Raw genomic sequence first — 22,884 nt, 5'->3', positions numbered from 1 at the left:
ATGTTTTAATAGCTATTTAAATTAAATGTTTTAATCTTTGTTTTAGTAGAAACTATTCTGTAGCGGGTTGTGCCGATAAACAGTTGAAATATCGGACTAAGATAACGAAAACAAAAATTGAGGTGAGCTTCTGCTAAAAAATAGGTAAGCCTCAAGCATGAGATTATTTGACCGATAGTGCAGGTCCAGATTCCTGATTCGGAAGTTTTTAAAGTTCAGAAAGAAACATCTTTCGGGTCAAAGTATTCCGGGTCAAAATCTTTCCCCAGCCATAATACGGTATCTTCATAGTCCTCATGTTCCGGGTCCTTCAGGATCTCCAGCATATCTTCATAGCCCCATATCCCGCCGATATCTTCCGGGACAGCTGCTCTTTTTCCTGCAGTGCAGATGGGATATACTGTATTTTTCTTCCTGGGAAGTATTTTTTCAAGCAGAATTTCTACCTGCCAGTTGTCCCCAAAATTGTATGTGTATAGAGCATCCTTATTTTCCAGCGTTAAATAGTCGGAGAGTTTGGTTTTCTCTTCCAATACAGGCAGTTCTTTATCTGAATATTCATAATCATCGCCTTCTGCGCTTATTATTTCATGCTTCCCTGTCTCCGGATTTAAAATTTCGAATTCATGCAAATAGTAATTTTCCCAGTTCATTGCAGCCTGGATAGCCTTATGAAGGTCAAGGAGGGTGTAGTCTTCTGACACCTGGATTTGCCGCCAGATCTGAGGAGTAATGCCTTTCATGGAAAGCTTTAAATGGTAAACCTTCTCGAAAGTCTTTTTCATGAATCGTTCACCCATATAAATTATTTGAATCTCACTATTTTAGGTTTTGGGAACTTTTGTCCGGGATCAGTGGTAATGTGGAGGCAAAAATACTGCTCTTTTGATTTTAAATCAGAGCAATTTCTCAGCACATATTCTGGCATCTTCCGCTGATCTTTTTATTGTATACTGGGATATAAAGATCAGCTGGATATTAGTTTTTAGAAATGAACCGAATGGTGTTGATTATCTGTTTTATTTATCTGCCTTCATGACCTGGCAGTGTGAATACTTCTCAGTTTCTTTTTTATTTTTGCGGATTTTCTTTTTGCTTTAGTGTATATTATATCTGTAACTATGTGTGTTTCAATAGAAATAACAATGCCAGTTAGTAATGAAATAATATGTTCTGTCGGGATATGAGTTATGTCGAAGCTGAATAATTTGACAACCGGTGCTATGATAAATAGACCTACAGTTGAAATGATTATAATGGGACCTGATAATGGGCGGTGCAATAACCCCCGATGTTTAAAAATTTTTTGATAAGGCCACCAGATGTATCTGAGAATTCCCCATCTTTTGAAGGGCTCACTCTGGATATCAAGGTCAGGACTGAGATAGTATGTCCCGAATATAAGTGCAAATGAAAATATTGCTATAGCATCAAATTCAAGATATTCCGATGGGATATACGATTTTATATAGTTTGTATGTAAACTCAGCAATATTCCAAACAGCAGCGTAATATTTATTTTTGTATGAGTTTTTCCGTTGGGCATTCCGAACACCGTTTTTAAACTGGGGAGTGTATTACACTTCTGAAACCTGTTCCATGAAACCTGCTCGTATACTTCCTCAAATTTTATAAAACATATTATATATTTTGTGTTATTCAGGCGGTAATGGTTAATATTTCATTTGGGTCATACGGGTAAGCTTTGAATAAAAAAGATTCCAGTTTCAATTTTTATTTAGCAAGTAATACTCACAGATTTGCAAATCCCATCTACAATGTATCCGCATTACATGCTGTAAAATAAGAAATTTCTGAAAGATCAGTAAAAAAACATAGTATGACGCTTAAATTAATAGAAGATTAGAAAAAGAAAGGGAAAAAGTAACTATGAAACATTATAATTTTTAATGTTTTAAAAAATCAAAATCGTATAGATTTCAAGAAAGCAAAAATGACAATTTATAGATATATTTAGAGTCCTGTGAAGACATTTTTGCAGCGTTTTGTTTCAATCCTTGTTTTAGTGGATCTTGCTCGTGAATCGATAGCCCATTTTTCCCACATAGAGCCCCTGAATGTTTCAATCCTTGTTTTAGTGGATCTTGCTCATGAATACAGTCGTTTTTCACAGGAGAAACAATTCACAATGCGTTTCAATCCCCGTTTTAGTGAGCTGCTCGGGGCGGTTCATCCCCACGCTTGTGGGGAACTCGACCAGGAAAGCAAAAGCAGCAGGGTAAGGGCCGGTTCATCCCCACGCTTGTGGGGAACTCTCAATTGATGTACTTTGCCCTCAGTTTAAGAACGGTTCATCCCCACGCTTGTGGGGAACTCACCTAAAACTGGACTATTTGCGATTACTTTCCCGGTTCATCCCCACGCTTGTGGGGAACTCTCCCGTCTGCGCCAATGGATATAATGGGATGACGGTTCATCCCCACGCTTGTGGGGAACTCGCCCTTCTTTCGCGTCAGCAATCGCGGATGGTCGGTTCATCCCCACGCTTGTGGGGAACTCAGCTTCATTCTTGTTTTCAGAGATAATAGTACCGGTTCATCCCCACGCTTGTGGGGAACTCAAGATCTGAAACTGTGTAAGTGCCCGCATAACCGGTTCATCCCCACGCTTGTGGGGAACTCCTCTGCTCTCCGGTGAGCTTAAAATATTTAGTCGGTTCATCCCCACGCTTGTGGGGAACTCCGCCCATTCTTCCGGAGTTTCTTTTATTGCGTCGGTTCATCCCCACGCTTGTGGGGAACTCAGCAGGTCTTTCATATTCCTGATTGAAAATGGCGGTTCATCCCCACGCTTGTGGGGAACTCGCTTCCAGGGTGCCGTCTTTGCCATCTGTAAGCGGTTCATCCCCACGCTTGTGGGGAACTCCGAAGACCGTGAGAAGTTTAGAGGATTCTTTGCGGTTCATCCCCACGCTTGTGGGGAACTCCTGAGATTTGCAAATCAAATTAGATAGGATCACGGTTCATCCCCACGCTTGTGGGGAACTCATAAACAGATCGAAGAATCGGGGAGTGTATTTCGGTTCATCCCCACGCTTGTGGGGAACTCCAGTCAGAATATCCCGCAGAAATGTTTTGAGTCGGTTCATCCCCACGCTTGTGGGGAACTCTTTGATATCTTTTGTCCGGATTCATTTGAAAGCGGTTCATCCCCACGCTTGTGGGGAACTCCCCTCCATCCTTCAGGTTATTAAGTGGCTCTGCGGTTCATCCCCACGCTTGTGGGGAACTCTGAAAAAGCAGCATTAGCCGGAGCTTTATTATCGGTTCATCCCCACGCTTGTGGGGAACTCATGATCCAACAGCCTCAACAATAGATTTCTATCGGTTCATCCCCACGCTTGTGGGGAACTCACTGTTGATCCTTGCCATGTCCAGTCGCTAAACGGTTCATCCCCACGCTTGTGGGGAACTCAGCCATACCCGAGACTGTGTACAGAGATCCACCGGTTCATCCCCACGCTTGTGGGGAACTCTTTATCACATTGTTCTGGTGGCAGTTGAGGGCCGGTTCATCCCCACGCTTGTGGGGAACTCAAACTGAGCAGGCTTACTCTTTGTCCCGGAAACGGTTCATCCCCACGCTTGTGGGGAACTCACCCTTCTAAGCCCCTGTTAGATTTGTGCAATCGGTTCATCCCCACGCTTGTGGGGAACTCCAAGAAAATCGAGATGCCTGCTGTATAGCTCTCGGTTCATCCCCACGCTTGTGGGGAACTCATTTCTCCAGGCATCAGTTACACCTCAACAATCGGTTCATCCCCACGCTTGTGGGGAACTCTTTCTCAGCCTCTTCTCTGCAATCAGAATCATCGGTTCATCCCCACGCTTGTGGGGAACTCTTTTCAGTACCTACTTAGTAAGACCTATAATACGGTTCATCCCCACGCTTGTGGGGAACTCTATGACTCGCTTGGCATGGCTCAATCAGGCTCCGGTTCATCCCCACGCTTGTGGGGAACTCACTGCACCAGATGGACTGTTTGTAATAAATGACGGTTCATCCCCACGCTTGTGGGGAACTCAACTGTGCGAATGTTTCTCTTTCCTTTGCAAGTGGTTCATCCCCACGCTTGTGGGGAACTCGTTTTCCGCAATTACTGCATGTTGGTTTTGCTCGGTTCATCCCCACGCTTGTGGGGAACTCTATCACGCTGTTTCCTAGATCGTCATTTCCGGCGGTTCATCCCCACGCTTGTGGGGAACTCGTGCGAGCGTGGGCGGCTTTGTATTCAATTTGCGGTTCATCCCCACGCTTGTGGGGAACTCTGGTTCTGTCTCTCTATCCTGTCCGGGGTGGGCGGTTCATCCCCACGCTTGTGGGGAACTCTTTTCCAGTTTTAGCAGGGGAGCTAAAAAGGACGGTTCATCCCCACGCTTGTGGGGAACTCTGGTTCTGTCTCTCTATCCTGTCCGGGGTGGGCGGTTCATCCCCACGCTTGTGGGGAACTCTTTTCCAGTTTTAGCAGGGGAGCTAAAAAGGACGGTTCATCCCCACGCTTGTGGGGAACTCCTACAAAACGACTGTCTGAGAGGTCATGCTTGCGGTTCATCCCCACGCTTGTGGGGAACTCTTTCCCGCATACTTTTGTAAGTTGCATTTTCACGGTTCATCCCCACGCTTGTGGGGAACTCCTTTTTAATATATCGTATATGATAATATAACACGGTTCATCCCCACGCTTGTGGGGAACTCATCTCACGCGTTGGCATCAGACCTCTTTCGAGCGGTTCATCCCCACGCTTGTGGGGAACTCTACAAGCGCTTGGAGATGAGTACGGTTTTGGACGGTTCATCCCCACGCTTGTGGGGAACTCTCTTTACCTTTTATATTATCAGTAGGGATAGTTTTTCCGGTGATATATATAAATTGTTTTCATTTGTATTCGGTTAAGGATTTTGAGCTGCGGATCTCGATTTCGACGGAAAAACTCAAACCCAAATGTTTAGTGTTTAAATTGAAATCGATATCAGATTCCAGTTTTGCATTTGATGAATAATTTAACAAATTTTATGAAAATCAATGCAAGTGATAACGATTTTTCCTTAACCGATGACCAATGAAATTGTTTTATATTAGTACCGGTATAAAAGGCACAATATTTTAAAAACATGATGTCTCCAGTTATCTACTCTTCTGTTTTAATTTCGGGCATGAAGGATATTAACTTTATTCCATCCATTTCTCTTGGGATTCTGCGGTTTTCGCCGAGGATTTTGAAATCAAATCCGATTTCGTTTCTTGCGGACCAGATCATAATCGCGCTTCCTTCAATGTTCCCATCATTGAATTCGGCTTTTACGTTCTCCCATATCATATCCCTTACCTTGACCGAATATTCTCCTACATATACTCCAGCCCTGATTTCCAGAAGCCAGAGAGTCAGTCTCCCTCTCAGTCGAGGAGTTGTGTTTTCAAGGACGATGACCAGCATCATTAAGCCCCCTTTCATTTGGAATTGCAGGAGGAAGTGACTCGGGCGGTTCTTCAGGAATAGGGAGGTCTCCGGCAGCTAAAACCTCTTCTATAGCCGGGATTATTTTTTTCAGCAGCCTTGTTTCCCTGAATACATCCCTGCAGGCAATCCTTACGGCTCTCTCAGGGTTTGGAGGGTTTTTAGCTGCCACCTGAAAAGCTAAAGGCACAACAGTCTCAAACTTAAAAAGATCAGCAACATCATAAACAAAAGACCTTGGCTTTCCGGTATGGATGAATCCGATTGCAGGCGAATAGCCAGCTGCAAGGACTGCCGCTTCGGTAACTCCGTAAAGGCAGGAAGTAGCAGAGCTCAAACATTTGTTTTGCAGGTCACCGACATCCCAATCCGTATAATCGTAGTAGCGGCCATTCCATTTTATCCCAGCTCTCTCCGCCAGAACCTCATATAGTTTTTTTACCCTTGATCCCTCAATTCCCCTCATTTGTTCTACACTGTAGTCCTCCGACAGTATTTCATTGAAGCGTATCTCATACATTTTTCGGACTACTTTTCTTCGTGCCTCTTCGTTCAGGGCAAGCTGTGCCTGATAAAGCAAACGGTCTGCTCTTGCTCCACCCGGCTGACCGGCAGAATAAAGTCTGACCCCAGCTTCTCCAACCCAGATCAGGAGGCAGCCAACTTGAGCTGCAAGAACTGCCGCCGCATGCGAGACCCTGCTGCCCGGCTCAAGCATCAGGCATGCAATTCCTCCAACTGGTATCTGGGTTCGTACCCCATTTTTGTCTACCAGGACAAAGGCTCCGTCTATAATATCGAGTTCTCCCCTTTCCAGAAACAGTAAGGAAAACCTCTCTTTTATCGTAATCGGTTTTAGTTTCGGAAGCATCTCAATACTCCCCCTCCTCAGTTCACTTTTATCTTGCAGAACGGACAAGCATTAACCCGCATCCGAAGCTCTTTGCCGGCCCTATCCCCCTGTAAAGTGCATCGGTTAAAGACTCAGGATCTGTTACAGTTAATATTCCGGAAAAATCAATGGTACTTATATGTACACTGTGCTTTCCTTTAGGTTTATAGAACCTGTTGCAACGGTACCCTGTAGCTATAACCTGCCCTTCTGACACCTCAAAACCATTCGTTTCTCCTTTTTTCTTGAGCCATTCGACTCCCACCTTCTGGACTATTTCAGTGACTTGAGGTCTCTTGTTTTCTGGAATACCTTCTTTTTCCATTCTGGTCTTTGCGTCCATCACAACATCATGCCGCTGGTGTTTTCTATTGTCATCCCACCTTGTAACAATAGGATTGGCACGCAATGAAAAAACGAGTCTCTGCCCTGGAAAAAGAGAAGGAGTGTACTTTTTTGATTCGATGCTCCATAAATCAGGACTATTTTCAGGTGCATGCTCCGAGACAATGTAAAATGAAGGAAAGCCGTATTTTTCATCCTGCCTGTACAAAAAATCCCTCTTTTTGTCAGGATCTTTTGCAAATAGTGACCATATGGCACTGTGAATCCTGTAATTGTCACCTAAATCCGTAGCAAGCCTCCAGAACTCCTTATTTACTGCAGCTTCAGGCTTCAAGCTTGCTCTGCTCATGTACAATTTTCATTCCCCCAGTTCCATCATCATGTAGTGTTCTTTTCTGTCGGCGAACTGCCATCTTTTGCGGCTGAGAATATCATCTCTGCGGGAAATCGTGTGTGAGGGTTCCAGACCGCTTTCGTTACCTTCCCAATAAAGCCTCACCTGACTGGGGATTTTTAAAGGCGAAAGAAATTCCTTACATTTGAACTCAGTTTTTTTGATTACTTCTTCAAGGTTATCTCCACTCACAACCTTTGCTTCAAAAGGCAAAGAAGGAGGGCAGGATTTTCTTCCAAGGTAAAGAACGAACTCGGGTTCTTTTAGTTTTTTTGCGAGAAACTCAAGAGAATAAGGGTTTTCAGCGTTTCTGGCCCATACCACAACCGTATAACACGAATCGCAGTAGTAATCCCTTGAAGAGAGAATTGTATTCAATTCGTCTTTTTCGATTCCGAGTTCTTCTTTTCTGGTAAGTATATACTTCTGATTTTTTAGTGAACTTGCAGAAGGGACCTGAACTGTATGGTAGTCTCTCAAAAAAGTCCCTGAGGAATGCACAGCTACAGCAAAATTATATGACTCTGAAAGCTCTCGATGTTTTTCTTCTTCGTCTCTTCGTATTCCAAGTGCTGCTGCTAGCAAGCCCATTACTGCCGACTTAGAAGGATGATCATATGAGGGCCTATTGACTCCCACTGCAATATCACCCCATGAAGCCAGAGGCCCATAAAGCCGGAAAAGAAGGTAATTTTTCATGTTGTTCACCCTCTAACCAGCTTTAATTTTCTACAAAGCTGAGGATATCTCCAATGGACCCTTCACCAGTGTATGTGTTCATCTCAACCTTGTTTTCACAGCACTTACCATAGGCATTTTCGATCTTCTCCCGTGTAGCCTGGAGTTCTTCAACGGATTTTCTTAAAAGGTCCTTGTCTTCCATGGATTTCAAGAATGCAACTGACAGTGAACGGGGTTGTTGACTTCCTTTTTCTGCGAGTACGTACGAAGCATAAGCCCTTGATGCAAAGCTGTTCTGCTTGCCTGTAGGTGAAACTTTCAAGGCTGATTCTGTAAGTGCTTTTAACGATTTTTGGGTGAGAGCTATATCCCCATTCAGGTTCTTCTCCAGCAAATCGCGGTTTATACATACATAGATATAAAAAAGTCCGGCTGCAAATTCCGTTTCCCCAAGGTGACCTGAACCCATGTCCTCTTCTCCATTGTTGAGGTCATCAACAGCCGTAAAGAAGTCATCTTCTACTGAAACTTTGTGGACAGTTATTGCATGAGCAACCTGAACTGCAGCCTCCATATTATACTGGGTATTTGCTGCAAGCATTCTTCCAAACATCGCGATGTCAACTGCAGCATGATCTTTCCTTAAAATGTTAAGGTCTTCCTTTGTCAATTCTCTATCATTTTGGGATATGTCCGCGATCAGATTTTCAATAACTTTTGTCTCTTCAGGACTGAAATGAGCAAGCTGCTCGATTTCGAATCCTTCTTTTTTCAATTTACCAAAAACTCCTGCAATCTGTTTGGTGACCTCTCCAGCTTTCTTTTCATCCATTTTGGGGTATATTGCAGGAGCTTGAGAGCCATTGTTAAGAATGTCAGTCAATTTTGATCCTGTAATCAGAGCTTTATAAATAAAATTCCCCATTTCTTTTGTTCTAACTCCCATGTGATCTGAAAGAGCTTCCCGGAAGATTTCCGAGGTTCTCCAGGCTCTCTTTAAGCTCTGAGATGAGATTCTCAATCTCTGGGTTCCACCCATTACGGCTGTTTTTGGTCTTCCGAGATCGTCACGGTTAAGATTCGAAGGGGGATATGAAGTAAGAATATGTAGCTGTACAAAGTTTGTCATTATTTATTCCTCCATTTATTGTTTAAAATTCATCATTAATTTTCAGTAGGTGATTTCGTATAATAATCATAAGCCCACTGCTTCTTTGTAATTTCATTCCACCAGTAAATGCTGTATGCAAGATCGAAAAGGTTTGCAGTACCATCAAGTAGCCGAACAGTACGGATCATTGATGTAAACAGTTCTCGCCTGTCTTCAATAGTAAGCAATCTCCGGAATCTCAAACCACTTACTCGCGCATTTGAACTTCCCGAGGGTGGGGTAGCCATTTGAACTGCAAAACCTGAACCGGCATCATTATTTTTCACATGCGAAAGTACACCGGCTACTGCAGCCAGATACTCCGGATTTACATTAAACTCACCCAACAGATCTTTTCTGAGCCGGTGGAAAGAAGGAGTAAAAGCAACTTCATCTACGTCATGACAGTGCCTCAATGCTGCTCGATCCCCTCTGCTAATATCCAGCCCACTCCACCATTCATACAATACCTGGCGAGCTTTTGGATCTGAAGAAAAGAGTAAATTTTTCTTACCTTCCATATTATTATCACTCCAAACTCACTTCATTTAGTAGATTTTTCTATAGGCAAACCCAGAATCGTTTTCAGTTTTTGCCCTTTTGGAGAGTTGTACTTCCCGAGATCTCGACGAGCAAGTGAAATACGTTTGGGATCTGCGGTGCCTATAAACTCTAACTGAGAATACTCATCAAATAATTTGAAAGATGTTTTTGCTAGAGATTTTAACCAGTTAAGCTTTAACTCGGCAGTGTTTTCTCCTTTACCCAGAAGACCATGCAATTCATGCAGAGTTTTATAAAATTCGGGTTCAGTATCTTTCCAGAACCTGCTATCTATGAATGAAAGATCACCTTTCACATTACTTGAATATCTAAAAAGAGCCTCTTTTATGCAGCTTCTGGTATTTCCTGCAATAACTTCTGCCGACTTAATTAACTGAGAAATCACATTTTCATATTCTGCTCTGATATCTTCATTCACTATTATCAGCGGCATCTGGCTCTCATACCAGCAGCGAGCTTTCATGTTATCAAAATCGTAACCAAAAGCCCAGATTGCAGGACTGTGATTGAAGACTTCGCTTAATAAATTGAAATTATACTGTCTATCACGAAACTTGTCAACAATAAATGCCGGCTGTTTAGTTCCTTCTCCATCGTTTTGAATAAGGCCAAGCCAGTGACGATAACTGATTCCCCCTGGATTTAGGTGAACTGGTAGAATACCCCTCTTATCCTCTGTATGTGGGGTTAATACATGCCTCCACCCTCCCTCATAGTTAATACCGTGGTTTTTGGAGATGTAACCTGTTGCCAGATCATGAGATTCTTTTCCACATATCTCGCAAATTCCACTTTCAAGTGTATCGAAATTGATTCTTATCCTGCGAGGCATCCCCCAAAACATTTGTTTAGGATTGACATCAGAAGAAGTTATTTTTTGGTTTTTCTCACTTGTATACGTAGGTCCAAGCCAGGGAAATATGTCCACTAAATCGCTCTTCTCTGTATCCCCTAGCTTTTTGAAATCCCCTTCTTCCAGAATGTTCAACCAGATCGTTTCCCATAGATTATTTCCCTTTACGATAGTGGTCAGAGGACCTCCTCCCCGAAGAGAGGTTCTATGTCCCTGACCTCCTGAAGGAGCATTTGCCTGGAGTGTGAAAAGAGCAGTAGCACAGCAGGGGAAACACATTTTTTTCACAGAATCTCTTTTTAGGAAATGATCCGAATTCTTTTTGATTGTGTTCTCACCTGGCATTTCTATCAGCAACTCATCGATCTGGCTTTCCTTATACTCAGTAAGGTCATAATCCTGCATGAAACGCGCATTCTCTCCATCAAATTCAAAAGCATGAGAGACCTTTTCAAAGGCGTTTTTCAGATCTTCCGGAGAAGGAGGATTTTTTAGCACATTTTTCCAGGCCCTCTCATTCGCCGGTGATATCGTTGTTTGTACCAGCCCTATGAGAAACTGTATCAATGCACCATTAAAGTCTGATCGGGGTGCATCAAGTTCGCTTATCGGATTTCCTGATCCGATACCTTCTGTAATTTGCCAGGGAGCAATTGTTACTTTTGTTTCGTCCTTTCTTTGAACGGGTATCCATTTTTCATAGATAAGATTAAACGCCGTAAATCCCTCCGTCATTCTTTCTTAATGCTTAAACCTGTTTTTTGATTATAGGTCAGTGTAATGTGATTTCCCTTTTCATCTGTGGCATAACCTATCCATTCACCATTTACCGCTGATAGCGGAACAAAAATAGACCACTTTCCTTTGTCAGGCATAGAGTCAATTACTTTCTCGATTTCCGGTTCTGGTATATTGCAATAATTGACTGTCTTGAATTTATTCTTGCTTATTCTTACTTGACTCAATTCCCATGAATATCGTCCTTTTTCAAAAAAAGGAGTTAGAGAATTTCCATCCCATTTTGCGAGTCGAAGAGTTACTGTTTCTCTCCCAAGGCGTGTTGGGGTTATGACCTCGTCAACCCATTGTGTAGGGGATTTTTGGTATCCGGCTTCAAAATTAAGAGAATTTAAATTAGCCAGTGATTTGCTGGCCATTGAACTCCCTTTTGATTCTTCAGCTAAAGATTTCAAGTTCTCGGGAATATTCTCACAGGCTTTTTCACTGAAAACTCCTTCAATTAATAACCTTAAATCATCCGGAACAGTAATTTTTCCTTTTTCTGCAAGTAAGCTAGCTGTGAGCCACAGTTCCCCATGGTTAGGATACACAAAGGCAGCTCTTGAAAACACATCTGAGTACCAGTTTTTAGAAGGATTTTCTGTTAATTCGGGAGCAAGGATTCCGAGTATCGGTATCCTATGTATACCATGTTTCGGATGCCTTTGGAGCCTGCCTGCCCTTTGGATAATCAGATCAATAGGAGCAAGGTCACTTATAAGATAATCAAAATCAAGGTCTAATGACTGTTCGACTACCTGCGTTGAGATCAGAACTCTACCACGGCGTATTTCTTCAGTGGAGTTTTTCCCAAAATAACTCATCACACGATTTTCGATTTTTAAACGATTTCCCATAACAAAACGGGCATGAAAAAGATCAACCTGTTCTTCACCAAGGATCGCTACAAGCCTTTGATACGCTTCAATGGCATCATCAACAGTATTTCGTACCCAACAAACACAGTTTCCTTTCCGAGAGACATCAACGATTTTATTTTCTACTGCACCCGGCTCATTGAAAAATTCAATTCTGATTGTTCTATCTGTTCCTTCACGTATGTTTACAGGAATCTCCATAGCATCGGTTTTGCTTGCAAAAGTTAGGAGAGGATAATTGGCATTCGTTAGTTTTTTACATCTTACCCCCAATCCTCTGCAAAAACTATTGGCTAGCTCCTGCCGCTGTCTCATGGGAAGGGTTGCTGAAAGTAGAACGGCACTTCCGCCAAGAGAAGAATGCATTTCCAACAAATTACATAAAAGAGCATGCATGTAAGGATCATAAGCATGGACTTCATCCACTATCAGAACATTTCGAGTCAAACCCAGAATACGCAATGACTGGTGATATGCAGGAAGAACTGCCATTATTGCCTGGTCTACAGTCCCGGCCCCTACGTCTGCTAACAGGGCTTTTTTCCTATTGTCAGCTATCCATTGACTGCACTGGGCAGAGATGGTTTCATCTTTTATTGAGTTTTTATTGCAATATGATTCACTATCTCCTCCTATGTTAGAAAATCCAATGGAACTGCGGAATTTATCCGAAAGATAACTGCTACTATGAGCCAAAACCAGAGAAGGCGAAGAATTTGGGATAAAGAATTTCCTGTATACTCCTGTAAGCCTTTCATACATAGCATTGGATGTTGCCATTGTAGGTAATGCTATGAATACACCATTTCCAAGCTCCTTTGACATCATTCGATGAGCCAGAGTTAAAGCTGCTTCTGTTTTTCCGCTTCCGGTCATTTCTTCAATAATGAAAAGTTGAGGGTTTTGCTCAATCTCGCACGTTGAAACATATGATTGAAGCGGACTCGGAGTTTGAATATTTGTGAACAAAGATTCAATTCCAGTTTCTAATGAAACACATGAAGGAAGTAGCCAGGAATCGTAAAGTGCCTGCTCTGCGTTTATTAAGGCGTGTTCCCAGTATTCATGGAGAGGCATCGGCTCTGAAATATATTTAAAGTACTGGCTGTTTGATCCAATCCAGTCACTTAATACTGTTAGGCCCGCTAGCAACCATGAAGATTTCTTAAACCCGGAGATCAAATTATCAAAGGGGTCCCCTCCTTCATCGGAGTATACAGTAAAATCGAAATATGAGCTTAAGAATAATTCAGAAACGGCCTCTACAAAAAAATATCCTACTTCGGTATCTTCTTCTGTGAAAAGTTCCCTGGGATTTACGGGAACACCATGGATACTATATTCAGGAGGTTTACCGTGGTGGCCTGTAACTGCTTTAATCCATGGGTAAATTACAAGTGCCCAATCAGAAACATCGTATTCTATCTTATCTAAACGAAGATTATTTTTGTCCCATACTTTCTTCCATATTCTGTCCCATAGATGAAATCCCATACTGTCGTGACGAAGGGTATAATTTTTGTCACTATCGTGACCACGAAGGGTTCTCAACAACTCTGGCTTGAGATTCTGGAATCTTTCCGAAAATTTTCCTAGATCATGTATAGCTAAGAAGAAAGAGATCAGGGAAAGAACGCTTTTTTCGTTGAGACCTGTTATCCGAATAAATTTCTCAGTGAGTAAATTATCTTTTTCTAAGAGTATTGTCCCAACTGCTGCAACATCAAGACAATGATACACAAGTAAGTGATAATTATGCTCATTTTCTTCAGTAGAGCCGGATTTTCCCCAATTATTAAATATCGAATTATTGCATGAGTTGTTCATATTATCATCAAGATTAGTTCAAATTAAAATTAAATTTGTAAACCCTAAACATTCACAGTTAATAATCTATATATACATTTCTAATTTTAATTATAATAGTAGGCATATAATATTAAATAGCAGATATGTAACATAGTAAAACATATAACCGAACCAAACAATACATAGCATCTAATGCCAAAACTCACACTCATCTCCACAATCTACGCTCTTGAACCTGTCATTATCTGTGTGACGCGGCTTTCCCCTTCGAAAATCATCCTGCTGTCAGAAGAAGGGGCGGATGAAAAGAAGTTGCGGTCAGAGGAAATGATTGAAAAAACATTTAAAAACGCGCTTGAAGTTGAGAAAAAAGATACTGCCCTCTACGACACCGTTCGCGTAGCAAAAGATGTTGCCGAGCTGATTGAAAAGGAACACGATAGAGGCAGCCAGGTCATTGTCAATGTATCGGGAGGCAGGAAGCCGCAGGCTTTTGGGGCTCTTTTCGGGGCTTATGCGAGAAACGATATGGTACAGAGAATCGTTTACGTGACCGAAGAAGACAGTTTAATGATCGATTTTCCGGTGCTGAGTTTCAATCTTTCAGAAACCAAGAAACTGATACTTGAAGAAATCCAGAAAGGGGATTCATCTGTCACTAAGATTGCGGCAACTGCCGGAATTTCCAAAGGGATGACTTACAACCACCTGAGGGAGCTCAAATCGATGGGATATATTGCAGACGGGGATAATGGATACATAATAACTGATGCAGGAAAAATTGCCTCAATTTAACAGCCTGGGCAAAAAATATAAGAATTGAATTAAAAAGCCCTGTTTAACAAAAAACAACTATTAACACCTCTCGTCCCAACTTATCACATTTTCACATTATATCTCAAGAAATAAAAATAAAGATTCTCAGATGCAATACATTATCAGGCGAAGCATAGAACAGGCGGGTGCGAATTAAACTTTCTCATTAAAAGTTAGGTAGTGTTAAACTTTTATCATTACTGGACAAATAGACAAAAATACTTGTGAAGACATTCATTTAATTGGCAGACAGACAAAGCTTGCATCAATGGATCCGCCTGCAGACCAGACTGCTGGCAAATATATGGGAATAAAACCAGGGAATATGGGGGAGAAAGGGGCTCATAGATGTAGTATGGGGGTACTGCATCGGAAAAACTCCCTGCTCCCTTCAATCTTCTTTATCTTCAGTCTCAGCAGTTTTCGATCTTTTTGCCTTAAACTGCTCCTGTACTGTTTCCGATTTGCAGGAGGTTTCTGTCACGGTTTTTTTGTTTCCTCTTTTTATTTTTTCATAGCTTCAGCCCGCAGGTCTGCAGGGAATTTTTCGATTGCATACCTGAGGGAAGTTCTGGGCATTTCCTTTTTATTTTTCATGACATAATCGAAGACTTCCTGCTGATGGGGTTTGCTGGCTTCTTTCAGCATCCAGCCGTAGCCTTTCCGGACAAGGTCGTCTTTATCTGTGAGAAGGAGGTCTGAGATTTCAAAGATTTCAGGCAGGAAAAGGCCTTTTCTTGCGGGCAGGACAAGGGTCACGGCTGACGCCCGCCTGAGCCAGCGGTTGTCCGACTGTGTCCAGAGCTTGAGGTTTTCAATGTAGGACGGGAATTTTTCAATAAAAGAGCCAACTGTGTGGTTGCAGAGGGTGTCGCACTTCGCCCAGTTGTTAACGTAGCTTTTGACCCAGTGTTCAAAAACAGAAAAGTCAGCTTCGGTGTATTCGGCTCTTACCTCGTATGCCCATTCGAAGGCGATGTAGGCTTCCTCGCAGTAGTCCGACTGCAGGAGTTCTTCACACAGGAGAAATATATTTATTTTCTCTGCCTGTCCTGCCTGCTTCAGCTCTCTAAAATAGTCTTTCGCGATTTTTCCGACAGTAGAAGTCTTGACTCCGTAGCATTTCACCTCTTCTTTAAAAAAGCGGGAACAGCTATTTTTTGTATTTTCATCCACATTTTCGATTAAATCTTTTCTGATCCTGGTTATAATATCGGCTTGCACAGTTGTATATTTAATCAAAGGTGTTACTTATATTTTGTTTTTCTACCCATATCGTGCTTTCAGGCGTAAGAAATAGCCAGGTACCAGAATGGTCAGGTAAGAAAAAAGTTTGCTGGTCCGTGTGCCGGTCAGGATGAAAACCCAAAAAGAAAGTAGGAGAGAAAGTGGGAAAGAGAAGTGGGAAAGAGAAGTGGGAAAGAAAAATCGGATAGGCGTTAAAAACATTTTTCATGAGGGAAGCTCAATTTTCCATTATGCCTCGAGTAAAGATTCGCCCTCAGGAACTATCCGATGCCGAGCGTCTTTTTGAAATTCTTATGTACACTGACCTGGAGTTTATAGAAATTCCGGTAGAAACCCTTGAGGATGAAAAGCGATTTCTGAAGCTGAATGAGGTAAAAAAGAAAACCAATTTTGAACACAATTATTCGATCCTCTTTGACGGAAAACTTGTAGGAGCCTGCGGGATAAGAATCGACCAGCATAGGCCGTGGATTGGGGAAATCGGTTATCTTGTGGATAAGGCTTATCACGGGCAGGGAATTGCAACCGAAGCTGTAAGGCAGCTTGAAAAAATTGGTTTTGGTGAACTGAAATTACAGAGGATTGTTATCCTTATGGATATTCGAAACCTCGCAAGTGAACAGGTTGCCCGGAAATGCGGGTATGAAAAAGAAGGGATCGCAAAAAAAGTTCACAGGATCAGGAAAGAGTACTACGACTGTTTCGTATATTCCAAAACCAGGTAAGCAATAGAGCAGCAGCAGGGTAACAGCAGAGCCGGATGCAGAAAAGGAGTAAATAAGCAGCATTGGGCAACAAATAAGCAACAGGTGAGCAACAATCGGCGAGCAGTAACAGGTGAGAAGTAATATAGGGCTCAGGTCAACCAGTGAGAAAAAAATAAAAAGAGAGGAAAAAAGGCCTGAATTACAGGGTCTGCAAAAACTCAGACCAGCCCAAGAGTTTCTATAAGGCTGCTCCCGTACCAAACCACCATAAGGTTGTTTACAGTGACAAGGATACCTACGGATTCAATAATATGTTTTGTAAGTTCCCAGCGTCCCTTTGACGTTTTTATTACCGGAGCTACGTAAAAGAGCAAAAGGACGAATGCAACTTTTATAAGCAGGAGATGGTAAATTCCATACTTTTCCAGGATCATTGCAGGAACAGGGTTATATTCTGTGCCGAACGGCAGGGCATAAAAAGTAGAAGCCCAGTCCCCTATCACATAGAAAAGAATGATAAAACGGATATCGTACAGATAAGACCTGAACGAACTCCGAATATAGCTAACTTCCAACAAAACCCCCCTTATTACTTCTCTGTTTTTCGGTTAAAGCGACTTTATTTTATGAGATTATATAAGCGTAAGAAACTAAGATAGAGGTTTACAAATTTTAGTAAGGGGACCGTTGAGGGTTTTAATAATATTTAATATGTCTATAGGCTACCGAATATGGACCAGAAATATAAACGAGTTAAGATAACCAAATAGACAGTAAAATATTTGTTTAATGGGATATTTTGTAAAGTAAATTTAAAAAGAGAAAATCTGAGGCTCCTGAAGTCTTTTAGGGTGAAATTATGGCAGTCTTTCTAATTGATGCCCAGTGCTTTCAGGATATGGTCTGGATGGATTTTTCTGGAAGAACCTTCCTGCCAGTTAAGGACTATGCTGAAGGTATGGAAAAGATTTAAAAAGGGGAATTTCGATTAAAAGGAAAACTCCGGGGAAAAGTGAATTCCAGTAAAAATAGTTTCAAATAATCCCAGAAAAAATAGTTTCAAATACCTCCAATATAAAAAGTCCCAGCAAAAGTAGTTTCAATAAAAAGTGATCCAGCAAAGTCCTGAAAGTGAGAAAATAACTGGAAATAATGGATGGTCTGGCTGAAAGTCCGATTTTAAACTAAAAGATGATACTCATGGCTGAACAATTGCAAAAAACAGGGAAGGAAAATTCCCCTTCCCTGCTGGAAATGAGAAACGTTACAGTTGTAAGGAGCGGGAAAAAGATCCTTGACTCTGTATCCCTTTCCATCAAGCCCGGGGAACATGTTGCAATCATAGGGCCCAACGGCTCCGGCAAGTCCTCCTTCATAAAAACCCTTACAAAAGAATACCACCCGCTGGCAGGAGCCGACGGGCTCGTACTGAAAATAATGGGTAAAGAGACCTGGAACGTTTTTGAGCTCAGAAAACTTCTCGGGATAGTCTCTGGAGAACTCCAGCAGACCTGCTGCCGCCAGATCCGGGTTCTTGATACAGTACTCTCAGGATTTTTCAGCAGCATAGGAATATATTACAACCATAGGGTAACCCCTGAAATGGAGACAAGAGCCAGAGAAATTTTGGAGTTTCTTGAGATTTCCCACCTTGCAGACAGGTTGATGTGCGAACTTTCCACAGGGGAAGCAAGAAGAGTGCTTATAGGGAGAGCTCTTGTGCACGACCCGCATGCCCTTATCCTTGACGAACCTGCAAACAGCCTCGATTTAAAAGCCATGCACAGTTTCCGTGAAAGTGTCCGGAAAATAGCATGCTCCGGGAAAAGTGTTATCCTTGTCACCCACAACCTGCAGGATGTCATTCCCGAAATCAGTCGTGTGATTCTCATAAAGGAAGGAAAAGTCTTCATGGACGGAAAAAAAGAAGAAGTCCTGACAGATGCAAACCTCTCAGAGCTTTTTTCCCTCTCCGTAAAAGTCCTGGAAAAAGAAGGCTACTACCAGACCTGGAACTGAAGAAAAGCATATCCCGGCTCCAGCCCCGAAAAACCACCCGTTCCAGAGCTTACCGGGATAGAGGAAAAGGATTCATAGTTTAAAAACCCTCTTTTTTTGCTAAGAGTCATTAGCTCTCCCGATAAGGATATTTATTAATAGTTCAGGGCGAAGTTTACATCATGACCACGATGGGCATAATCGGCTGCAGGGTATTCGAGGATGAAATTGTCCATGTGCTTTCAAATGACCCTGAAGTGGAAAGAATTTACCTCGTAAAAAACAAAGAAAACATCGGCCTCCTGCACAAACTTGAAGCTCAGGGGCTTGAACCTGTGATCCTGCCTGTTTACGAGATAAGGTCCTGCCTGGAGCGAAATGATGGATTCAGCGTCATTGTCCAGCTTCAGGAGATAGGTCTCCACACAGACCCGTCCAGGCTCAAAAGTAAAACATATACAAACCTGAGCCTGATGTCCAGGTTTTCAGACGGAATCCTCCTTTTCTACGGACTCTGCGGGCACTCATTTTCCCGGATGCGGAAAGATTTTCCATATATCAGATGCTCTCTACAGCTTTTGCAGGACAGAAACGCAGGCGAATCTACCCGACCCCTTGAAGACTGCATTGCAGCAGCCCTTGGAGGCAACTCCCGCTACCGGGAAATTCTGAAGAGCCATAGTGATACCTTTTTCGTAACCCCCATGTGGGCTGTAAACTGGAAAAATGCTTTCAGGCTGGATGATAAGTTGCTTCCTGGTTTTGAATTCACCCCTGACAGCCTGAGAGAACTCGGATATCGAAAAATAGCACGGATCAACACAGGACTTTCCTACGAACCTGATTTTGAGAAAAAGATTGAAGAATTTGCGCTTAACTTCGATTTTGAGGTAGTAGAACTTGAAGGCAGCACTGAAATAGCGCAAAAATCGTACAGTATAATGCAAAATATGCTGCTCAGGCCGCTCAAAGCCTGAAAATATTTTGATAAAAAGGAGCTTTAAGAGCTTCGGCATCGGGATTGACTCAAAATAGTATTGATTCAGAAACAATTAACTTTTTTTGAGATTCGAAATTATCTTGAAGGCAATATGTCAAGTTATTGAAATATACCTGATGGTTAGTTAGTGTATTTTTTTAACGCTCAGGTATATAAACAGTGCCAGTATATTTTTCTTTATTATATATGCCGCTAAATAAGGTCGAATATTTTGAAGCTTATATTATTTTTTAAAGGATATGATTTTTAAAAACATTATTCTGGAGATTACGTAAATTCTTTCAGGAACCGCCCTGTATGCTTTCAAAAAAATAATGAGTTGCACATGCTAGAGGAGTCTACATGCCAGTAATTACCATGATAGGGTGCAGGATGTTTGAAGATGAGATCATGCACCTCCTTGAAAACGACCCTGAGATTGGAAAAGTGCTTGTAGTGGAAAACGAAGACTGCGGCGGGATTATGAGAAAGTTGACCGAAGCAGGAATTGTACACACAGCCCTTCCTCTTGAAGGGATTCCCGAAAAAGCTGCAGGTAAAGACAAAAGTTTGACCCTCATAATATACATACTTGAGCTCGCCCTGCACGCAATCCCTGAAAACCTTAAAAAAACCGTATATTCAAAAGTAGAACTTATGGCTCCCCGTTCGGACGGGGTCCTGCTCTTTTACGGGCTCTGTGGAAACGTGCTTGGGAAAATTGAAGAAGACTTCAAAGACCTGGACTGCAGGGTCTCCATCCTGAAAGAAGAAAACGGAGAGATCGTTGATGACTGCATCGGTGCCGTGCTTGGAGGCAGGGGACGTTACCTGGAAGTCCTGAAAAGCTGCAGAGGGGTGGGCACCTTTTTCCTGACCCCCATGTGGGCTGTGAACTGGAGGGAAATGATCCGGACTGCAGGCCTTAGCCAGAACCCGGATGATATAACGATGTCGAAGTTTGTCTTTGATTATGCAGGCTATAAAAAGGTTGCCAGAATAAATACAGGCCTTGCCTACGAAAAAGATTTCGATGCTTGTGTAAAGGAATTCTCCACACTCTTTGAATTTGAAATTACGGACCTGAATGGGACTTTGCAGCTTGTAGAAAATTGTTATGCAAAAACAAAAACTTCAGTGATCAATGCCTGACCTTACATCCGGGTATAAATCCTGACCTTTAAGCTCGGGTCTAAAAACTCGGGTTTGAAAAATATTTTTTCCGAACCCTTTCTTTCCCGGCATCTTTTCAATCTTTAAACTTTTTTCTCTCTTTCTTTTATTATTCTCTCTTTCTTTTATTTTTATGTCCTTCTTTCATTAAATTCTTCCACATATTCTTTTGGAATATCAAATGAGTTCGAGACATTTAAGCTATCAGTTTCCTTTATCAATTGATAGGTATTAATATTCACAGGCAGATTTCAAATAAACACGAAATCTAACGTCAAAAGACCTGAGGGGGAATTCAGGAGTTGGGAAACCATTTTATTATGATTGCCGGAGAAGAGGCAGGTCCTGCGTCAAACAAAATGGGCGGGATCTGGAACGTCATTGATGAAGAGGCGCATACCCTTGCGGCTCTTTTTGACTCCGGAAAACTCAAGGCAAAAGAAAGTACAGAGATCCTTGTTGCAGGGCCATATTTCGGGCACAGGGGAGCAGACTGGAACCGGGGCTTGAACAGGATTACTAATATGGACGGGCTTGCCCCTCTCAGCTCTGACGGAGAGCTCCGGAAAAGTCTCAAAGCCCTTGAAAACGAAGGCATAAAGGTTTTCACAGGAGAGGAGATGGTTGGAGAAACCAGGATAGGTTACCTGCAATTTCAGACTTCGGATTTTGGGAAACTCCGCTCCTCATATATGGGAAAAGAGATGACTCTCGAAAGCAGGGTCAAAGCCGAAGCCTATGAACTTCTTGGGCTTGACTCCCTGAGGTATGAAAGCATGCCAAATGGAGCTGAATATACTCATTACCTTTCTCTTTCGCATTCGATTTCCGAGCTTATCCGGCTTCTTGTAAGTTCAGCTCCTAAAACTGGCGATACCTGGGCAGAAGAGGCAGGTTCGGGTAAAGATTCAATTCCCTGTCCCGGAATTTCCCTGCACTGCCATGAGTTCGGGACATTCTATGCACCTGCAAGACTTAAAAAGCTGGGGATCCCGATAAATACTGTCGCGACCCTGCATGCCACCCTTCCTGGCAGAGCTGCCGGATATAATTCCATTCAAAAAAGAAGAAACAATGACAGCACATGGCCTCAGGGCGTGCCTGAAAACCTTGCCTCCCTCGAAGCACTTGCCCTCTATGCAGATACGGTTACTGCCGTTGGGGAATCGACTCGACAGGAAGCCAGGCTTTTTTACGGGATTAACGGGATTGTCATTAGAAATGGAATAACCATTGTGCCCGAAAAAATAGACTGGAGCCGCAAGGAACTTTGCCTCGCACATATAAGGAATTTCCTTTCCGAAAACATGCACAGGTACTATGGAGGGGAAAAGGTCGAGCCCGAGAAGATTATTCCCATTTTCACAATCTCCCGTATAGAGGTCGAAAACAAAGGATATCCGGATCTTCTAGATTCCCTTCTAGCTCTCGAGCATATAATAAGGAACAGCATCATGGAAGGGCATATGGAAGAGGGGGTAAAGGTAATTTGCTTCCTTATAGCAGCAGAAGGCCCAAAAACTAACCTCCCGGAAGGGTTTCCGGTACACCTGCCAAAAGATGTACTTGTAGGAAACGAACTCAGGCTTCAGCAAATGATAGAGGAAAGAGGGCTGGATTTCACGAGACTGGTAAGAGGAAAGCGTTCAGTTGCAGCAGTCCTCTATCCCCAGATTATCTCAACGGAGGACGGAGGGCTGGGCATGGGAGTCAGGGACTTTATGGCAGGCTGCTGTGCCGGGATATTTCCCTCCCGCTATGACCCGTTTCTGCTCACAGGGCTTGAAGCCGGAAGAGAGGGGACCCCAAGCGTGGTAAGCCGGGTCTGCGGCTTCAGTGATGCTATAAAAACTATCGAGTCCCTGGTAGAAGGTCTGGGCGGAGTGATAGTGGTAGACAACATAGACCTTTCCTATTACGAAACAGTCCTTGACTATGCCCTGGCAGTCAGTTACTTTACCAGAAATTTCGTGGATGACAGAGTAAAATACAAACTGCTCTGCAGGGAAGCTTTTCTCCTTGCAAAGGATATGGGCTGGGAAAAGCCCACAGAGCAGTACTATGAGCTTATAAGCGGGGCACGCTTCTGCGCGCAGGAAGATAAAGTCTCTGAAAAAGAGTAAAGGGAAAATAAGGGAAA

The 22,884-nt window shown here is 42.6% G+C and carries 18 protein-coding genes and 1 CRISPR repeat array; of the genes, 6 read left to right on the top strand and 12 right to left on the bottom strand.

Going from position 1 to position 22,884, the window contains the following annotated elements:
* Positions 1 to 215: 215 nt before the first annotated feature.
* From ACZ5A8_RS04445 to cas3, 10 genes are all read right to left on the bottom strand, one after another.
* The gene (locus tag ACZ5A8_RS04445; protein ID WP_464532449.1) at positions 216 to 800 is read right to left on the bottom strand and encodes a plasmid pRiA4b ORF-3 family protein; all 585 of its coding nucleotides are present in this window, start codon (positions 798 to 800) and stop codon (positions 216 to 218) included.
* Between the two features lie 233 nt (positions 801 to 1,033).
* A complete protein-coding gene (locus ACZ5A8_RS04440) occupies positions 1,034 to 1,546 on the bottom strand; it encodes a DUF2227 family putative metal-binding protein (protein WP_464532448.1) in 513 nt (170 codons plus the stop codon).
* 640 nt (positions 1,547 to 2,186) lie between these two features.
* A CRISPR array of direct repeats spans positions 2,187 to 4,838; the repeat unit is 29 nt; unit sequence CGGTTCATCCCCACGCTTGTGGGGAACTC.
* Between the two features lie 312 nt (positions 4,839 to 5,150).
* Entirely contained in the window at positions 5,151 to 5,459 is a 309-nt protein-coding gene (cas2e, locus tag ACZ5A8_RS04435; RefSeq protein ID WP_464532447.1) for a type I-E CRISPR-associated endoribonuclease Cas2e, read from the bottom strand.
* Positions 5,437 to 6,348, bottom strand: coding sequence for a type I-E CRISPR-associated endonuclease Cas1e (gene cas1e, locus ACZ5A8_RS04430; RefSeq protein WP_464532446.1), 912 nt, complete (start codon positions 6,346 to 6,348; stop codon positions 5,437 to 5,439). Before cas1e ends, cas2e begins: the two co-directional genes overlap by 23 nt.
* 28 nt (positions 6,349 to 6,376) lie before the next feature.
* On the bottom strand, positions 6,377 to 7,063 hold the full coding sequence (cas6e, locus tag ACZ5A8_RS04425; RefSeq protein ID WP_464532444.1) for a type I-E CRISPR-associated protein Cas6/Cse3/CasE: 687 nt from the start codon (positions 7,061 to 7,063) through the stop codon (positions 6,377 to 6,379).
* Positions 7,064 to 7,072: 9 nt separating this feature from the next.
* A complete protein-coding gene (gene cas5e / locus ACZ5A8_RS04420) occupies positions 7,073 to 7,807 on the bottom strand; it encodes a type I-E CRISPR-associated protein Cas5/CasD (RefSeq protein WP_464532443.1) in 735 nt (244 codons plus the stop codon).
* A gap of 22 nt (positions 7,808 to 7,829) precedes the next feature.
* Entirely contained in the window at positions 7,830 to 8,918 is a 1,089-nt protein-coding gene (gene cas7e / locus ACZ5A8_RS04415; RefSeq protein WP_464532441.1) for a type I-E CRISPR-associated protein Cas7/Cse4/CasC, read from the bottom strand.
* A 35-nt stretch (positions 8,919 to 8,953) separates the two neighbouring features.
* Positions 8,954 to 9,460, bottom strand: a complete 507-nt coding sequence (casB, locus tag ACZ5A8_RS04410) for a type I-E CRISPR-associated protein Cse2/CasB (protein ID WP_464532440.1) — start codon at positions 9,458 to 9,460, stop codon at positions 8,954 to 8,956.
* Positions 9,461 to 9,483: 23 nt separating this feature from the next.
* Positions 9,484 to 11,091: a type I-E CRISPR-associated protein Cse1/CasA gene (gene casA, locus ACZ5A8_RS04405; protein ID WP_464532439.1), complete on the bottom strand. Its 1,608-nt coding sequence runs from the start codon at positions 11,089 to 11,091 to the stop codon at positions 9,484 to 9,486.
* A complete protein-coding gene (gene cas3 / locus ACZ5A8_RS04400) occupies positions 11,088 to 13,841 on the bottom strand; it encodes a CRISPR-associated helicase Cas3' (RefSeq protein WP_464532438.1) in 2,754 nt (917 codons plus the stop codon). Before cas3 ends, casA begins: the two co-directional genes overlap by 4 nt.
* 174 nt (positions 13,842 to 14,015) lie before the next feature.
* Here cas3 and csa3 point away from each other — a divergent pair, with 174 nt between their 5' ends.
* The gene (gene csa3, locus ACZ5A8_RS04395) at positions 14,016 to 14,618 is read left to right on the top strand and encodes a CRISPR-associated CARF protein Csa3 (protein WP_464532436.1); all 603 of its coding nucleotides are present in this window, start codon (positions 14,016 to 14,018) and stop codon (positions 14,616 to 14,618) included.
* Positions 14,619 to 15,143: 525 nt separating this feature from the next.
* On the opposite strand, the gene ACZ5A8_RS04390 is transcribed toward csa3, so the two are convergent.
* Positions 15,144 to 15,863 (bottom strand): DNA alkylation repair protein, encoded by a 720-nt coding sequence (locus ACZ5A8_RS04390; protein WP_464532435.1) that lies wholly within the window; start codon positions 15,861 to 15,863, stop codon positions 15,144 to 15,146.
* Positions 15,864 to 16,117: 254 nt separating this feature from the next.
* Between ACZ5A8_RS04390 and ACZ5A8_RS04385 the strand changes: the two genes are divergently transcribed.
* Positions 16,118 to 16,612, top strand: a complete 495-nt coding sequence (locus ACZ5A8_RS04385; protein ID WP_464532434.1) for a GNAT family N-acetyltransferase — start codon at positions 16,118 to 16,120, stop codon at positions 16,610 to 16,612.
* A 200-nt stretch (positions 16,613 to 16,812) separates the two neighbouring features.
* Here ACZ5A8_RS04385 and ACZ5A8_RS04380 read toward each other — a convergent pair whose 3' ends face one another.
* Positions 16,813 to 17,169: a DUF5658 family protein gene (locus ACZ5A8_RS04380; protein ID WP_229388406.1), complete on the bottom strand. Its 357-nt coding sequence runs from the start codon at positions 17,167 to 17,169 to the stop codon at positions 16,813 to 16,815.
* Between the two features lie 625 nt (positions 17,170 to 17,794).
* On the opposite strand from ACZ5A8_RS04380, the gene ACZ5A8_RS04375 reads away from it, so the two are divergent.
* The 4 genes from ACZ5A8_RS04375 (at position 17,795) to ACZ5A8_RS04360 (ending at position 22,867) form a co-directional block, all read left to right on the top strand.
* Positions 17,795 to 18,613: an ABC transporter ATP-binding protein gene (locus tag ACZ5A8_RS04375; protein ID WP_464532432.1), complete on the top strand. Its 819-nt coding sequence runs from the start codon at positions 17,795 to 17,797 to the stop codon at positions 18,611 to 18,613.
* A 161-nt stretch (positions 18,614 to 18,774) separates the two neighbouring features.
* Complete coding sequence (locus tag ACZ5A8_RS04370) at positions 18,775 to 19,569, top strand: DUF1638 domain-containing protein (protein ID WP_464532430.1); 795 nt, start codon at positions 18,775 to 18,777, stop codon at positions 19,567 to 19,569.
* A 365-nt stretch (positions 19,570 to 19,934) separates the two neighbouring features.
* Complete coding sequence (locus ACZ5A8_RS04365; RefSeq protein ID WP_464532429.1) at positions 19,935 to 20,723, top strand: DUF1638 domain-containing protein; 789 nt, start codon at positions 19,935 to 19,937, stop codon at positions 20,721 to 20,723.
* 323 nt (positions 20,724 to 21,046) lie between these two features.
* Positions 21,047 to 22,867 carry a glycosyltransferase family 4 protein gene (locus tag ACZ5A8_RS04360; RefSeq protein WP_464532428.1) on the top strand — a complete coding sequence of 607 codons (1,821 nt, stop codon included), beginning with the start codon at positions 21,047 to 21,049 and terminating at the stop codon, positions 22,865 to 22,867.
* Positions 22,868 to 22,884: the final 17 nt, after the last annotated feature.

The organism is Methanosarcina subterranea (genome assembly GCF_055385895.1).
Note: the sequence above shows the minus strand (reverse complement) of the source record. Positions and strands in the feature narration are given on the sequence as shown.